We start from the raw sequence: 13,715 nt of genomic DNA on the forward strand, positions 1-13,715 counted from the left end.
TTGTGCCGGGCTTTTTTGTGGGCTTTCATAATACGGGGCTGCTTGGCAGCCCGTTCGCGGCACAAGGCCGCCCCCACAGAAATATGTAATTCCCTGTAGGAGCGGCCTTATGCCGCGAACGGGCCGCACAGCGGCCCCAGCCTTACGCGACTTCTGCCGTGGTCTCGAAGTCGAATACCAACTCGCCATCGCGCAGGTCGATGTGCACCACGCCGCCATGCTCGGCCAGCTCGCCGAACAGGATCTCCTCGGCCAGCGGCCGCTTGATCTTGTCCTGGATCAGCCGCGCCATTGGCCGCGCGCCCATCTGCACGTCGTAACCCGAGGCCGCCAGCCAGCCGCGGGCGGCATCGCTGACTTCCAGCAACACACGCTTGTCCTCCAGTTGGGCCTGCAGTTCGATGAGGAACTTGTCGACGATGCTCTTGATCGTCTCGTGGGACAGGCGGCCGAACTGGATGATGGTATCCAGGCGGTTGCGGAACTCTGGCGTGAAGCTCTTGCGGATGACTTCCATGGCATCGGACGAGTGGTCCTGGTGGGTAAAGCCGATCGAGGCCCGCGCGGCGGTTTCGGCGCCGGCGTTGGTGGTCATGATCAGGATCACGTTGCGGAAGTCCGCCTTGCGCCCGTTGTTGTCGGTCAGGGTCCCGTGGTCCATCACCTGCAGCAGCAGGTTGAAGACTTCCGGGTGGGCCTTCTCGATTTCATCGAGCAGCAGCACGCAATGCGGTTGCTTGGTGATCGCTTCGGTCAGCAGGCCACCCTGGTCAAAGCCGACATAGCCCGGTGGCGCACCGATCAGGCGCGACACGGTGTGCCGCTCCATGTACTCGGACATGTCGAAGCGCACCAGCTCCACCCCCAGCGCCTTGGCCAGCTGGCGCGCGGCTTCGGTCTTGCCGACACCGGTAGGGCCGGCGAACAGGAACGAGCCGACCGGCTTGTCCGGCGCCTTGAGCCCGGCACGGGACAGCTTGATCGCGGTGGCCAGCGAGTCGATGGCCGGGTCCTGGCCGAACACGGTCAGCTTCAGGTCACGCTCGAGGTTGCGCAGCAGTTCCTTGTCGGAACTGGTGACATGCTTGGGCGGAATCCGCGCGATCTTGGCGACGATGTCCTCGACCTGCGGCACGTCGATGCGCTTGACCCGGTTGGCTTCCGGTTGCAGGCGCTGGTAGGCGCCGGCTTCGTCGATCACATCGATGGCCTTGTCCGGCATGTGCCGGTCATTGATGTAGCGCGAGGCCAGCTCGGCGGCGGCGCGCAGGGCCTCGTCGCTGTACTCGATGTTGTGGTGGCTCTCGAAGCGGCCCTTGAGCCCACGCAGGATACCCACGGTGTCTTCCACCGAAGGCTCGCTGACATCGACCTTCTGGAAGCGTCGCGCCAGGGCGCGATCCTTCTCGAAGATGCCACGAAACTCCTGGAAGGTGGTCGAGCCGATGCAACGGATATCGCCGGACGACAGCAGCGGCTTGAGCAGGTTGGAAGCGTCCATCACGCCACCAGAGGCCGCGCCGGCACCAATGATGGTGTGGATCTCGTCGATGAACAGGATCGCCTGCGGACGCTTGCGCAGCTCGCCGAGCAGCGCCTTGAAGCGCTTCTCGAAGTCACCGCGGTACTTGGTGCCGGCCAACAGCGCGCCGAGGTCCAGCGAGTAGACCACGCTCTGGGCCAGCAGGTCGGGCACCTGGCCGTCGACGATGCGCTTGGCCAGGCCTTCGGCGATGGCGGTCTTGCCCACCCCGGCCTCGCCCACCAGCAGCGGGTTGTTCTTGCGGCGGCGGGCGAGGATCTGCGCAACACGCTCGACCTCCTGCTCGCGGCCCACCAGTGGGTCGATGCGCCCGGCACGGGCCAGTTCATTGAGGTTGCTGGCGTAGGCGTCCAGCGGATTGCTGGAAGACGACGCCTCGCCGCCCTCCTCGTCCTGCATGTCCTGGTCGCTGTCGCTGTTCGGCCCATGGCCCGGCACCTTGCTGATGCCGTGGGCGATATAGTTGACCACGTCGATGCGCGCCACGCTCTGCTGCTTGAGCAGGAACACGGCCTGGCTTTCCTGTTCGCTGAAAATCGCCACCAACACGTTGGCGCCGGTCACTTCGCGCTTGCCGGAGCTTTGCACGTGGAACACGGCACGCTGCAGGACACGCTGGAAGCCCAGGGTCGGTTGGGTTTCGCGGTCCTCGTCATGCACGGGGATCAGCGGCGTGGTCGAATCGATGAACTCTTGCAGGTCGTGCTTGAGCTTGTCGAGATTGGCGCCACAGGCGCGCAGAACGGTCGCGGCAGCCTCATTGTCAAGGAGTGCCAGCAACAGGTGTTCGACGGTCATGAACTCATGACGCTTCGAACGGGCCTCCTTGAAGGCCAGATTGAGGGTGACTTCGAGCTCGCGGTTTAACATAGCTTCACCTCATACCCAAGTGGTCGGCGATTAACCGTCCTTCTCGATTTCACAGAGTAGCGGATGCTGGCTTTCCCTGGCGTATTGGTTGACCTGCATGGCCTTTGTTTCGGCGATGTCACGGGTAAACAATCCGCACACTGCCCGCCCTTCGGTATGGACGGTCAGCATGATCTTGGTCGCCAGCTCGCGGTTCAGATTGAAGAACGTCTCGAGCACTTCGACGACGAAATCCATTGGCGTGTAGTCATCGTTGAACAAAACCACCTTGTACATCGGTGGCGCCTGCAGGATCGGCTTGGCCTCCTGAACCGCGAGACCCGCGCCGTCGTCCTCATGCCCGTCTTCATGCGACTGGGGGCGATCCTGATTGAATGTTAGTCGAATCTTACTGAGTACATGCATGGAAAGAATTTCATCATGATCGACAGGTTAAGGTTGTGGGTTGACCGCGCAGGCCATGCTTGGCGCGGGCGCCGCCTGACCTTGACTATCGGCAAAACGGTGTTACAACCAATAAGAACCCACCGTGGTCGATAAAGATCCGCGCAGTCAACCAGATTTTCTCGCATGGTGCGTATGCGGATGAAGTGGATGATACTCCAGTGATGGAGTCCTTTGCAGAGGGACATAGGGATGGCAAGCGGTAAAGTCAAGTGGTTCAACAATGCCAAGGGCTACGGATTCATCAACGAAGACGGCAAGACCGATGACCTGTTCGCTCATTATTCGGCGATCCAGATGGACGGTTACAAGACGCTGAAAGCCGGGCAAGCCGTAAACTTCGACATCATTCAGGGCCCCAAGGGCCTGCATGCTGTGAAAATCGAGAGCGCCGACGCCGATAAAACTGGATCCAGCACAGGCAGCGCCGCTTCGGCCGTCCCCCTGCAAGCCTGATCCCTGCATATTGCCGGTATACGAAAAAAACGGCCGCTTCTTTATAAAGAGGCGGCCGCTTTTTTTACCCGCCTTACATGTGCTTGATCATTGCCTCGCCAAAACCAGAACTGCCAACCAGCGTCGCACCGTCCATCAGGCGCTCAAAATCATAGGTCACCGTCTTGGCACCAATTGCTCCATTGGTGCCTTTGATGATCAGGTCCGCCGCCTCGGTCCAGCCCATGTGCCGCAGCATCATCTCGGCTGAAAGAATCACCGAGCCCGGATTGACCTGGTCCTTGCCGGCATACTTGGGCGCGGTGCCGTGGGTGGCTTCGAACATGGCCACTGTGTCGGACAGGTTGGCGCCCGGGGCGATGCCGATGCCGCCCACCTCCGCCGCCAAGGCGTCGGACAGGTAGTCACCGTTGAGGTTTAGGGTGGCGATCACGTCGTATTCGGCCGGGCGCAGCAGGATCTGCTGGAGCATGGCATCGGCGATGGCATCCTTGACGATCACCTCGCGGCCGGTCCTGGGGTTCTTGAACTTCATCCATGGGCCGCCATCGAGCAGCTCGGCGCCGAACTCGTCGCGGGCCACTTCATAGCCCCAATCCTTGAACGCGCCTTCGGTGAACTTCATGATGTTGCCCTTGTGCACCAGGGTCAGCGACTTGCGGTCGTTGTCCACCACATATTGCAGGGCCTTGCGCACCAGGCGCTTGGTGCCTTCCTTCGACACCGGCTTGACGCCGATGCCGCAGTCCTGGTCGAAGCGGATCTTGGTGACGCCCATCTCCTCCTTGAGGAACTTGATCACCTTGTTCGCCTCGGGCGAACCGGCTTTCCACTCGATACCGGCATAGATGTCCTCGGAGTTCTCGCGGAAGATCACCATGTCGACGTCGCCTGGCTTTTTCACCGGGCTGGGCACGCCCTGGAACCACACCACCGGACGCAGGCACACATACAGGTCGAGTTGCTGGCGCAGGGCCACGTTGAGCGAACGGATGCCGCCGCCGACCGGGGTGGTCAGCGGCCCCTTGATCGACACCACGTAGTCTTTCACCGCATCCAGTGTCTCCTGAGGCAGCCAGGTGTCCTGGTCGTACACCTGGGTGGCCTTCTCGCCGGCGTACACCTCCATCCAGGCGATCTTGCGCTTGCCGCCATAGGCCTTGAGCACGGCGGCGTCGACCACCTTGATCATCACCGGCGAGACGTCCACGCCGATGCCGTCGCCTTCGATGTAGGGAATGATGGGGTTGTCGGGCACATTGAGCGAATGGTCTGCATTGACGGTGATCTTGCTGCCGTCGGCCGGAACCTTGATTTTCTGGTATCCCATGCTGCACTACTCCGCTGTTTCGCTGTGTGATTGGAAAACGTGCGATGCAATGAGCCTAAACCACATCCGCCGACCTGCAAGGCGATCGGTTCAGCCCTGCTCGTCCAGCAGGGTGCGGATCACCTGCTCCTGCCCGGCGTGGCCGCCCTCGCCAAAATGTACATGGCGCACCTGGCCCTGGCGATCGACGAAATAGTGCGCCGGCCAGAACTGGTTGCCCCAGGCGTTCCAGATCCGGTAGTCGTTGTCCACCGCCACCGGGTAGTCGATACCCAGTTGGCGAACCTGGGCGCGCAGGCTATCGACATCATGCTCGTAGGCGTACTCCGGGGTATGCACGCCAATCACCACCAGGCCCTGGTCGGCGTAGCGCCGGGCCCAGGCGTTGACCTGCGGCAGGCTGCGCCGACAGTTGACGCAGTCGTAGGTCCAGAAGTCCACCAGCACCACCTTGCCCTTGAGGGTCGCGGCGTCCAGCGGCGGTGAGTTGAGCCACTGCTGGGCACCGGCCAATGATGGCATGGGGCCATAACCGTCACTGGCCAGCAAGTGCCCGGCCAGCCCCAACCCGACCAGGGCCAGGGCCACGCCGCCGGCCCTGAGCAGGCGGCGCTTGCCACGCACCTCAGTTGTCATGGCAGCCACTGGTAGCGTAGGTACGGTACTCGACGCTCTGCGCCTTGCCCTGGGAATCCAGGTAGTCCATGCGGGTGTTGACCACGCCGCAGGTATTGCGCTGCTCGTCCTTGACCGACACTACCTTGTGGATGTCGAGCTTATCACCGTAGCGGTACTGCATCACGTTGGCCTGGTTGAGCGCAGCGCTACTGGCCTGGGCGGTGATGGCGCCGAGGCCGAGGGCGGCGAACAGGGCGGCGCTGGCGAGGGTCTTGAGGGTCATGGCATGTCTCCTGGTGCAGGGGCTTGGGGTGGGGGCTTCACTCCCCGGTCGAGAGCCATTTCACCCCCGCCAGGTATCCCACTTGTGTCCACCCGAGCCGTGACGTGCGTCCTCCTGTATCTGCGACAACCCCAGATACACTGCAATACAAACCTGGGCAGGCAAGCCCGGACTGGCTCGGTACACTGCGCCCACCCACCTCTACAAGGACACCCCGATGGACCATGTCGATCACATCCTGGTCGTCGACGACGACCGCGAAATCCGCGAACTGGTCGGCAACTACCTGAAGAAGAACGGCCTGCGTACCAGCATCGTCGCCGACGGCCGGCAGATGCGCGCCTTCCTGGAGAACAACGCGGTCGACCTGATCGTGCTCGATATCATGATGCCCGGCGACGACGGCCTGCTGCTGTGCCGCGAGCTGCGCGCCGGCAAGCACCGCAACACACCGGTGCTGATGCTCACCGCGCGCAACGACGAGACCGACCGCATCATTGGCCTGGAAATGGGCGCCGACGACTACCTGACCAAGCCATTCTCGGCCCGTGAACTGCTGGCCCGGATCAACGCCGTGTTGCGCCGCACGCGGATGCTGCCGCCCAACCTGACCATCAGCGAAAGCAGCCGGCTGCTCGCCTTCGGCCCCTGGCGGCTGGACACCACCGCCCGCCACTTGCTCGACAGCGAGGGCACCCTGGTGGCCTTGTCAGGCGCCGAATACCGCCTGCTGCGGGTGTTCCTCGACCATCCGCAGCGGGTGCTCAGCCGCGAGCAGCTGCTCAACCTCACCCAGGGCCGCGAGGCGGATATCTTCGACCGTTCCATTGACCTGTTGGTCAGCCGCCTGCGCCAGCGCCTGGGCGACGACGCCCGCGAACCCACCTGCATCAAGACCGTGCGCAGCGAAGGCTATGTCTTCTCGCTGCCGGTACAGCTGCTGGAGTCACCGGCATGAAATGGCCACGCACCCTGGCCTCGCGCCTGGCGCTGATCTTCTTCACCGGGCTGGTGCTGGCCTATGGCTTGTCGTTCAGCCTGCAAGCCTATGAACGCTACGTCAGCAGCCGCTCGATGATGCTCAGCAACCTTGAGCTGGACGTCTCGACCTCGGTGGCCATTCTCGACCGCCTGCCCGCCGCCGAGCGCCCGAGCTGGTTACCGCGCCTGGAGCGGCGCACCTACCGCTACCGGTTGGACGGCGGTCTGGCCGGCGAGGCGATGCCCAGCGAGAACCCACCCATGGCCGCCGACTCCATCGTCAAGGCCATCGGCGACCGCTACCGCCTGACCTTCCAGGAAATCCCCGGCCCCAACGCGCACTTCCAGGCCCACTTGCGCCTGGCCGACGGTGCGCCGCTAACCATCGATGTCACCCCTGCGCCTGTGCCAGTGGCCACCTGGCTGCCGGTGGTGCTGCTGATCCAGCTGGCGGTACTGTTGGCCTGCACCTGGCTCGCCGTGCGCCTGGCCATCGGCCCGCTGACCCGGCTGGTACAGGCGCTGGACAACCTCGACCCGAACAGCCCAGGGCCTCTGCTCGACGAAAGCGGCCCACGCGAGGTGCGCTACGCCGCCGTGGCCTTCAATGCGCTGCGGGCGCGCATCGCCGCCTACCTCAAGGAACGCATGCAACTGCTGGCCGCCATCTCCCACGACCTGCAGACGCCAATCACGCGCATGAAGCTGCGTGTCGAGCAGATGGACGATGGTGTGGAGAAGGACAAGCTATGGCACGACCTCGACGCCATGGAGCACCTGGTGCGCGAGGGTGTGGCCTATGCCCGCAGCATGGACAGCAGCACCGAGGCGCCGTGCAAGGTCAACCTCGACGCCTTCCTCGACAGCCTGGTGTTCGACTATCAGGACAGCGGCGCCAAGGTGGACCGCCAGGGCAGCGCGCAAACCACACTGCACACCCGCCCCCACGCGCTGCGTCGAGTGTTGGCGAACCTGGTGGACAACGCGCTGAAATTCGCCGGTGCCGCACAGTTGGAGGTCGGCCGCGAGGACGGCGTGACCTGGATCCGCGTGCTCGATAACGGCCCCGGCATCCCCGAGGCGGAACTGGACGATGTGCTCAAGCCGTTCTACCGCGTCGAAGGCTCGCGCAACCGCAGCACTGGCGGCACCGGGCTGGGCTTGGCGATCGCCCAGCAGTTGACCCAGGCCATGGGTGGCAACCTGACCTTGCGCAACCGCGCCGAAGGTGGGCTGTGCGCTCAGGTGGAGCTGCGCTGAATCCACAGCTGCGACCGCCGATCAGACGCTCTCCTGTAGGAGCGGCCTTGTGTCGCGAAAGGGCTGCGCAGCAGCCCCCGGGTTTCAGCATTGAAGCAAGAATCGCTGGGGCCGCTACGCGCCCCTTTCGCGACACAAGGCCGCTCCTACAAGGGTTGCGCAAGGCCTGTGGAGCGGGGCCAACAAAGCAAGATCGTTCAAGCCACCCACACCCTGCTCTGGCATGCTGGTCTGCCCTGTCGATTCGTTGCCGCCTTCATGTCCAGCCCGCCCCTCGCCCGCCAAGCCTTCCTCCACGGCGCCATCGCCATTTTGCCCTTGTCCCTGGCGGTCGCGCCCTGGGGCTTGCTGGCCGGTTCCATGGCCATCGAGGCCAACCTCAGCGCCTGGCAAGGCCAGGGGCTGTCGGCCATCGTCTTCGCCGGCGCCGCGCAACTGGTGGCGATCGGCATGCTCAAGGGCGGCGCCAACCTGTTCTCGATCCTGCTTACCACACTGCTGCTGACCTCGCAGCACCTGCTCTACGGGCTGTCGATGCGCCCCGTGCTGTCGGGCCTGCCCACCCGCTGGCGGCTGGGCCTGGGCTTCTTGCTGACCGACGAGTTCTTCGCCTTGACCAGCCACCACGACCAGCAGCAGTTCAACCGCTGGTACGCCCTGGGTGTCGGCCTGACCTTCTACGTGGCGTGGAACCTGTTCACCCTGGCCGGCATCATCCTGGGCCAGAACATCCCGCACCTGGACCAACTGGGCCTGGACTTCTCCATCGTCGCCACCTTCGTCGCGCTGATCGCGCCGCTGGTGCGCAACCTGCCGACCCTGGTGTGCGTGGCGGTGTCGCTGTTCTGCTCGGTGCTGTTCAGCTACTGGCACTGGGAAACCGCCCTGGTCGCCGCCGGCCTGCTGGGCATGGCCGCCGGTTTCATCTGCCAGAAATTCTCCGGAGGCCGTGCATGATCTGGTTACTGATCTTCGCCATGGGCGCGGTGGTATTCCTCAACCGCTACGCTTTTCTCGAGCCGCGCCTGCCACTGCGCCTGAGCTCCAACGCCCGGCAGTTCCTCGGCTTCGCCGTGCCGGGCATGCTCACCGCGATCTGCGGGCCGATCATCTTCCTGCCCGAGCATCAGCTCGACCTCAGCCCGCTCAACCCCTACCTGCTCGGTTCGCTGGTGGCCATCACCCTGGTGCTGTTGACCCGCAGCGTGTTGCTGAGCATGCTGGCGAGCATGTTGATCTTCTTCCTCCTGCGCAGCTGGCTGGCATGAGCACGCCCCTGCGCGAACAAACCCACCTGTGGCAGGCGCCGGCCCTGGGCGATGTCGAGATGCTGCACGCCCGTTACTTCCAGCAGCGCTTCGCCCCACATGTGCACGAAGGCTATGTGTTCACGGTGATCGAGTCCGGTGCCCAGCGCTTCTGGCACCGCGGCAGCGAGCACCTGGCGCCGGTGGGCAGCATGGTGCTGATCAACCCCGACGAGCTTCATACTGGCGCCACCGCCCACGAGGCCGGATGGCGCTACCGAGGGTTCTACCCCGATCATGAGCGCGTCACCGGCGTGCTCGAGGAACTGGAGCTGGGCCGCCACGGCATGCCGCGGTTCAAGGACAGCGTGATTCAGGACCCGACCCTGGCCGCCACGTTCAGTCATCTGCACCGGCTGTCCGAGACCGACGCCAGCGCCCTGGAGCAACAGACCGCCTGGCGCCAGGCCGTGCTGGCACTGGTGCAGCGCCATGGTCACTGCGCCGAACCGGCCGCACCCGGCAACGAGCCCCTGGCCGTGGCCCGCGCCCGCGAATTGCTGGAAAGCCAGCTGGCCGATCCGCCGTCGCTGGAGGCCTTGGCGGCGGCGGTGCACCTGTCACCTTTCCACTTCGCCCGGGTGTTCCGCCAGGCCACCGGCCTGCCGCCCCATGCCTGGCTCAAGCAGCGGCGCCTGGCCCGGGCCCGGGAGTTGCTCAAGCGCGGCCAACCGGCCCTGGAGGTCGCCTTCCTGCTCGGCTTCGCCGACCAGAGCCACCTGAGCCGGCAGTTCAAGCAGGCCTATGGGGTCACCCCCGGCGCCTACCGCCAGGCCTGCCTCAACCTGAGCTAGTCGAGCGGCTCCAGGCGCCCGGGGTCAGCCCGGTCAGGCCACGGAAGAAGGCGATGAAGGCGCTGTCGGTGGCAAAGCCCAACTCGTCGGCAATCGCCCCGAGCGGGCGCTGCAGCGCCAACTGCTCCACCGCGCGCAACAGACGCCACTGTTGCCGCCACTGCTGATAGGACAGGCCGGTATCGCGCCTGAACAGGCGGCTGATGGTTTTTTCGCTGGCGCCCACCTGCCCCGCCAACTCGCTCAAGGCTGGCGGCAGGCGGTCCAACTGCTCCAGCAGCCGCGCCAAACGCCGATCACTCGGCAATGGCAGGAACATCGGCTGGCGCTGGGCCTGCTGCAGCTCGCTCAGGCACAGCGCCAGCAGGTGCGTCGCGGCGCCCTGGTCCCAGGCCGTGGCGAACGGCGCCAGGGCGATGCGCTCGACCAGCTCGCGCAGCAGCGGGTTGACGCTGAAGATCGTGACCTGGGTCGGCAAGCCCTCGCACAGCGCCGCGGTGAAATACAGCGAACGATAATCCACGGTCTCGCGCATCCGCGCGCGGTGTTCGAGCCCCGCCGGGATCCACGCCGCCTGGGTCGGTGGCAACAGGCACAGGCGCCCGGGTGTGTCGATACGCACGCAGCCCTGACGGGTGAACAGCAACTGGCCGCGGTCATGCCGATGCCGCCCGGAGTCGTGCTCGCCCAGGGCCGAGCAGATGCCCAGCAGGGGGGCGCTGAAAGCATCGGGATCGAAAGGTGAGTCGGGGTCCAGCCAGGCCATGCAGGGTTGTCCGATTACGATGGTAAATTGTTCAACTCGCGATAATAGCCCAGCCGCCCGCGCATCTACCATGGCCGCCCCTTCCCGCCCAAGGCGTCGACACCATGCTTTCCCGCTCTTGGCTGGCCCTGGCCAGTGCCCTGCTGATGTTCCCGCAGATCGCCGAAACCCTGTACAGCCCGGCCCTGGTTTCGCTGGCCGAGCACTTTGGCGTGACCGCCGCCCAGGCCTCGCTGACCCTGTCGCTGTACTTCATGGCGTTCGCCGCCGGGGTGCTGGCCTGGGGGCGCCTGTGCGACCGCTGGGGGCGGCGCCCGAGCATGCTCGCCGGGCTGCTGCTGTATAGCTTGGCGGCCCTGGCCGCGCTGCTGGCGCGCGACTTCAGCCAGTTGCTGGGTGCCCGGGTGGTGGCGGCTTTCGCGGCGGCGGTGGGCTCGGTGGTGACCCAGACCATATTGCGCGATCGCCATCAGGGCGAGGAACTGGCCCGGGTATTCACCCTGATCGGTGCCTGCCTGGCCCTCAGCCCGGCCCTGGGCCTGCTCAGCGGCGCCTGGTTGGAGCACGCCCTTGGCTACCAGGGTGTGCTGGCCGGTCAGTTGCTGATGGCCGCGACCTTGCTGGCCTGGGCCTGGCGCTGCCTGCCGGAGACCCACGGCGGTCCGCGCCAGGCGCCCGCCATCGGCCACCTGCTCTGGCGCCTGCTCAGCGATCGCCGCATCCAGCGGGCCAGCGCCCTGGTGGCAGTGTTCAACGTCAGCGTGTTCAGTTGGTACAGCTTGGCGCCCTTCATGTTCGAGCGGCTCGGCGCCAGCGCCTGGATGGGTTATTCCGGCGCGGCCCTGGCCGGCGGCGCATTGCTTGGCGCGCGACTCAATGGCTGGCAGTTGCGGCGCGGGCTCGGGGTTGCCCGCCTGCTGCGCCTGGCCTGCCTGCTCGACCTGCTGGCGGCGGTGGCGATGCTGGGGTTGGCCGACAGCCTGTGGGCAGTGGCGGCCATGCTGCTGGTGATGGTCGCCTTCGCCATGGCCATCCCACTGGTGCTCAGCTCGGCACTGGTCGACTACGGCGATTGCCGCGGCAGCGCCGGGGCGCTGTTCGGGCTCTTCTACTACCTGCAGATCGGCGTGGGGCTGATGCTGGTGGGGGCCACCCAGGCACTGGCGGCGACGCTGCTGGCTTGCGCGTTGCTGGCCTGCGCCCTGGCCGCCGGCTACCGCGCCTGAGCGCCCAGGCAACCGCGCGCGCCACTGCTACACTCAAGGGGCTGAACGGAGGAACCCGCCATGTCCGAACGAGAGATCACCACCCTGATCACCCTGATGAACCAGCGCCAGGCCTGCCTGAGCAGCGCCTGCAAGGAAATCGCCGACTGGATCGACCGCCAAGGCGACATACCCGCTGCGGGCAAGATCCGCGCCAGCCTCAAGGCCCTGGAGGCCGAGGACGCCCAGGTGCGCAAGACCCTGACCTCGCTGAATATCGAACGGCCGCTGCCCAGGTTCCGTAGCTGATAGGGCTGCTTTGCAGCCCTTTTGCGGCACGCGGCGCAGCGCGCCCCGATCCAAGCTCAGTGATTCATGTGCATAGGGCCATCCCCGGCGCCTGCCTTCAGGCCTGCCAACTCACCACGGCAGTTCCAGTTGCAGGCGGTCGGCCTCCTTGCGCCTGATCTTCACCGACACCCCTACCAAACGCACCGCACGCCCCTGACGCTTGCTGTTCCAAAGCCCGCTGCAAAGGCCATGCACGACCTTCGGCTGCAACCCCAACGCCGGGGCTTCGGTGCTGGCGATGGCAAAGTCGGCGAACTTGAGCTTGACCTGGTTCCTGACGATATGGATGTCCTCGCCAAGATCTTCCAGACGCCTGCGTAGCTCCGCCATCAAGGTGTCCAGTTGCTCGGTGCAGGCGCTCAAGTCGTGGCAGTCGGCTGGCAGGGTGTGTTCGACGCCGACCGAGCGCAGGTCCGTGGTCTTTTCCTCGTGTTCTTCCTTGCCTTGGCAACGCTCCCAAACATAGAACCCGTGCACGCCCAAGTGACGCAACAATGGGGGAATCTTGTCTGCGCAGACATCGCCACACACCCGGCACCCCAAGCGTTCGAGCACCGCCCAGGTCTTGGGGCCAACGCCGGGAATCTTGCGAATATCCAACGTTGAAAGAAAAGCCAACACCTGATCAGGAGTAACCACGAACTGGCCGTTGGGCTTGTTCACTTCCGAGGCGATCTTGGCCAGGTACTTCAGCGGCGCATACCCGCCGAAGCAGTCAGTTGCAGCTCCTGCTCGATTGCCGCACGGATCTGCCGGGCCATGTAGGTGGCTGAACCCTTGCAGTGGGGCTGGCCTGACACATCCAGCGTCGCCTCGTCCAAGGACAGGAATTCAACCTTGCAGGTGTAGCGCCGGAAGATGGCGTCGAGTTTCGCCGTCACTGCCTCGTAGCGCTCGAAACGCACCGGCAGCAACACCAGCTCCGGGCACAAGCGCTGCGCCGTGGCGGTGGCCATGCCGCTCTTCACGCCAAATTCCCGGGCGCGGTAGCTGGCCGTACTGATGACCCCACGTTCCGCCGCACTACCACCCACCGCCACAGGGCGATCGCGCAGCCAAGGCGCGTCGAGCAACTCGACGGATACGAAGAACGAGTCCATGTCGACATGAATGAACTTGCGCTCCCCAGCCGGCGCCTCACTCAAGCGTATAGAGATAGGAAAGGTGCGACTCGGACAATAGAAACAAGCCGGTCACGCCCTCTGCGCCCACTGAAAATTTGTGAACCATGTCGCTGATGGCGGTGAAACCCGAAGCCTGTAGGGTTGCCAGCAATTGGACGCTGGCGCCGGCAATGTCGCAGATGGTGTGACAACCCCGATCGTCCATAGACCATGACTCTCATCCAAAGAAGAAATGAGCGGCCGATGGCCGCCCCGAGTATAACCACATGCAGACGCCCTTGGTGTTGACGTCGGTTACATCGGCCTTGAACAGTTCGATGGCAGATTTCATGCAAGCAAACACTAAGCAAGAAAAAAAGGTGCGACAACTGAGCAACTGTAAA

Annotated in this window: 17 protein-coding genes; 8 read left to right on the plus strand and 9 right to left on the minus strand. The window is 64.7% G+C overall.

The features are described 5' to 3' along the window. Nucleotides 1–142 precede the first annotated feature (142 nt). Nucleotides 143–2,413 carry an ATP-dependent Clp protease ATP-binding subunit ClpA gene (gene clpA, locus ACODS5_RS09325; protein ID WP_134691985.1) on the minus strand — a complete coding sequence of 757 codons (2,271 nt, stop codon included), beginning with the start codon at nt 2,411–2,413 and terminating at the stop codon, nt 143–145. Nucleotides 2,414–2,443: 30 nt separating this feature from the next. After that, nucleotides 2,444–2,818 (minus strand): ATP-dependent Clp protease adapter ClpS, encoded by a 375-nt coding sequence (gene clpS / locus ACODS5_RS09330; RefSeq protein ID WP_134691984.1) that lies wholly within the window; start codon nt 2,816–2,818, stop codon nt 2,444–2,446. Nucleotides 2,819–3,049: 231 nt separating this feature from the next. Between clpS and cspD the strand changes: the two genes are divergently transcribed. After that, nucleotides 3,050–3,313: a cold shock domain-containing protein CspD gene (gene cspD / locus ACODS5_RS09335; RefSeq protein WP_134691983.1), complete on the plus strand. Its 264-nt coding sequence runs from the start codon at nt 3,050–3,052 to the stop codon at nt 3,311–3,313. Between the two features lie 73 nt (nt 3,314–3,386). On the opposite strand, the gene icd is transcribed toward cspD, so the two are convergent. The 3 genes from icd to ACODS5_RS09350 all read right to left on the minus strand — a co-directional run bounded on the left by icd (nt 3,387) and on the right by ACODS5_RS09350 (nt 5,544). Beyond that, on the minus strand, nt 3,387–4,643 hold the full coding sequence (gene icd, locus ACODS5_RS09340) for an NADP-dependent isocitrate dehydrogenase (RefSeq protein WP_134691982.1): 1,257 nt from the start codon (nt 4,641–4,643) through the stop codon (nt 3,387–3,389). A gap of 90 nt (nt 4,644–4,733) precedes the next feature. Continuing rightward, entirely contained in the window at nt 4,734–5,249 is a 516-nt protein-coding gene (locus tag ACODS5_RS09345) for a thioredoxin family protein (RefSeq protein ID WP_489108515.1), read from the minus strand. A 19-nt stretch (nt 5,250–5,268) separates the two neighbouring features. Beyond that, the gene (locus tag ACODS5_RS09350; RefSeq protein WP_489108471.1) at nt 5,269–5,544 is read right to left on the minus strand and encodes a DUF2790 domain-containing protein; all 276 of its coding nucleotides are present in this window, start codon (nt 5,542–5,544) and stop codon (nt 5,269–5,271) included. Between the two features lie 217 nt (nt 5,545–5,761). Between ACODS5_RS09350 and ACODS5_RS09355 the strand changes: the two genes are divergently transcribed. From ACODS5_RS09355 to ACODS5_RS09375, 5 genes are all read left to right on the plus strand, one after another. Continuing rightward, complete coding sequence (locus ACODS5_RS09355; protein ID WP_134691980.1) at nt 5,762–6,502, plus strand: response regulator; 741 nt, start codon at nt 5,762–5,764, stop codon at nt 6,500–6,502. After that, nucleotides 6,499–7,785: an ATP-binding protein gene (locus ACODS5_RS09360; RefSeq protein WP_134691979.1), complete on the plus strand. Its 1,287-nt coding sequence runs from the start codon at nt 6,499–6,501 to the stop codon at nt 7,783–7,785. The genes ACODS5_RS09355 and ACODS5_RS09360 overlap by 4 nt, the downstream gene beginning before the upstream one ends. A gap of 258 nt (nt 7,786–8,043) precedes the next feature. After that, nucleotides 8,044–8,742: an AzlC family ABC transporter permease gene (locus ACODS5_RS09365; protein ID WP_134691978.1), complete on the plus strand. Its 699-nt coding sequence runs from the start codon at nt 8,044–8,046 to the stop codon at nt 8,740–8,742. Next, on the plus strand, nt 8,739–9,053 hold the full coding sequence (locus tag ACODS5_RS09370; protein WP_134691977.1) for an AzlD domain-containing protein: 315 nt from the start codon (nt 8,739–8,741) through the stop codon (nt 9,051–9,053). Before ACODS5_RS09365 ends, ACODS5_RS09370 begins: the two co-directional genes overlap by 4 nt. Beyond that, entirely contained in the window at nt 9,050–9,886 is an 837-nt protein-coding gene (locus ACODS5_RS09375; RefSeq protein WP_134691976.1) for an AraC family transcriptional regulator, read from the plus strand. The genes ACODS5_RS09370 and ACODS5_RS09375 overlap by 4 nt, the downstream gene beginning before the upstream one ends. Here the strand turns inward: ACODS5_RS09375 and ACODS5_RS09380 are convergent. Then, nucleotides 9,873–10,652, minus strand: coding sequence for an AraC family transcriptional regulator (locus ACODS5_RS09380; protein WP_489108472.1), 780 nt, complete (start codon nt 10,650–10,652; stop codon nt 9,873–9,875). The genes ACODS5_RS09375 and ACODS5_RS09380 overlap by 14 nt on opposite strands. 104 nt (nt 10,653–10,756) lie before the next feature. Between ACODS5_RS09380 and ACODS5_RS09385 the strand changes: the two genes are divergently transcribed. Beyond that, nucleotides 10,757–11,878, plus strand: a complete 1,122-nt coding sequence (locus ACODS5_RS09385; RefSeq protein ID WP_489108473.1) for an MFS transporter — start codon at nt 10,757–10,759, stop codon at nt 11,876–11,878. 60 nt (nt 11,879–11,938) lie between these two features. Further along, nucleotides 11,939–12,166 (plus strand): hypothetical protein, encoded by a 228-nt coding sequence (locus tag ACODS5_RS09390; RefSeq protein ID WP_186659667.1) that lies wholly within the window; start codon nt 11,939–11,941, stop codon nt 12,164–12,166. Nucleotides 12,167–12,277: 111 nt separating this feature from the next. On the opposite strand, the gene ACODS5_RS09395 is transcribed toward ACODS5_RS09390, so the two are convergent. From ACODS5_RS09395 to ACODS5_RS09405, 3 genes are read right to left on the minus strand one after another with little or no spacing between them, the layout of a single operon-like run. Continuing rightward, on the minus strand, nt 12,278–12,871 hold the full coding sequence (locus ACODS5_RS09395; protein ID WP_489108474.1) for a DinB/UmuC family translesion DNA polymerase: 594 nt from the start codon (nt 12,869–12,871) through the stop codon (nt 12,278–12,280). 26 nt (nt 12,872–12,897) lie between these two features. Beyond that, complete coding sequence (locus ACODS5_RS09400) at nt 12,898–13,308, minus strand: Y-family DNA polymerase (RefSeq protein WP_489108475.1); 411 nt, start codon at nt 13,306–13,308, stop codon at nt 12,898–12,900. 37 nt (nt 13,309–13,345) lie between these two features. Continuing rightward, nucleotides 13,346–13,537 (minus strand): hypothetical protein, encoded by a 192-nt coding sequence (locus ACODS5_RS09405; protein ID WP_489108476.1) that lies wholly within the window; start codon nt 13,535–13,537, stop codon nt 13,346–13,348. Between the last annotated feature and the right edge of the window lie 178 nt (nt 13,538–13,715).

It is taken from the genome of Pseudomonas sp. FG47, assembly GCF_057809115.1.

Excerpts from the sequence above, each read along its gene's own strand:
- ACODS5_RS09400 (WP_489108475.1), bottom strand. The coding sequence starts at position 13,308 with ATGGACTCGTTCTTCGTATCCGTCGAGTTGCTCGACGCGCCTTGGCTG.
- ACODS5_RS09350 (WP_489108471.1), bottom strand. The coding sequence starts at position 5,544 with ATGACCCTCAAGACCCTCGCCAGCGCCGCCCTGTTCGCCGCCCTCGGC.
- ACODS5_RS09375 (WP_134691976.1), top strand. The coding sequence starts at position 9,050 with ATGAGCACGCCCCTGCGCGAACAAACCCACCTGTGGCAGGCGCCGGCC.
- clpA (WP_134691985.1), bottom strand. The coding sequence starts at position 2,413 with ATGTTAAACCGCGAGCTCGAAGTCACCCTCAATCTGGCCTTCAAGGAG.
- ACODS5_RS09360 (WP_134691979.1), top strand. The coding sequence starts at position 6,499 with ATGAAATGGCCACGCACCCTGGCCTCGCGCCTGGCGCTGATCTTCTTC.
- ACODS5_RS09405 (WP_489108476.1), bottom strand. The coding sequence starts at position 13,537 with ATGGACGATCGGGGTTGTCACACCATCTGCGACATTGCCGGCGCCAGC.
- ACODS5_RS09355 (WP_134691980.1), top strand. The coding sequence starts at position 5,762 with ATGGACCATGTCGATCACATCCTGGTCGTCGACGACGACCGCGAAATC.
- ACODS5_RS09385 (WP_489108473.1), top strand. The coding sequence starts at position 10,757 with ATGCTTTCCCGCTCTTGGCTGGCCCTGGCCAGTGCCCTGCTGATGTTC.
- cspD (WP_134691983.1), top strand. The coding sequence starts at position 3,050 with ATGGCAAGCGGTAAAGTCAAGTGGTTCAACAATGCCAAGGGCTACGGA.
- ACODS5_RS09380 (WP_489108472.1), bottom strand. The coding sequence starts at position 10,652 with ATGGCCTGGCTGGACCCCGACTCACCTTTCGATCCCGATGCTTTCAGC.
- ACODS5_RS09390 (WP_186659667.1), top strand. The coding sequence starts at position 11,939 with ATGTCCGAACGAGAGATCACCACCCTGATCACCCTGATGAACCAGCGC.
- icd (WP_134691982.1), bottom strand. The coding sequence starts at position 4,643 with ATGGGATACCAGAAAATCAAGGTTCCGGCCGACGGCAGCAAGATCACC.
- clpS (WP_134691984.1), bottom strand. The coding sequence starts at position 2,818 with ATGCATGTACTCAGTAAGATTCGACTAACATTCAATCAGGATCGCCCC.
- ACODS5_RS09365 (WP_134691978.1), top strand. The coding sequence starts at position 8,044 with ATGTCCAGCCCGCCCCTCGCCCGCCAAGCCTTCCTCCACGGCGCCATC.
- ACODS5_RS09370 (WP_134691977.1), top strand. The coding sequence starts at position 8,739 with ATGATCTGGTTACTGATCTTCGCCATGGGCGCGGTGGTATTCCTCAAC.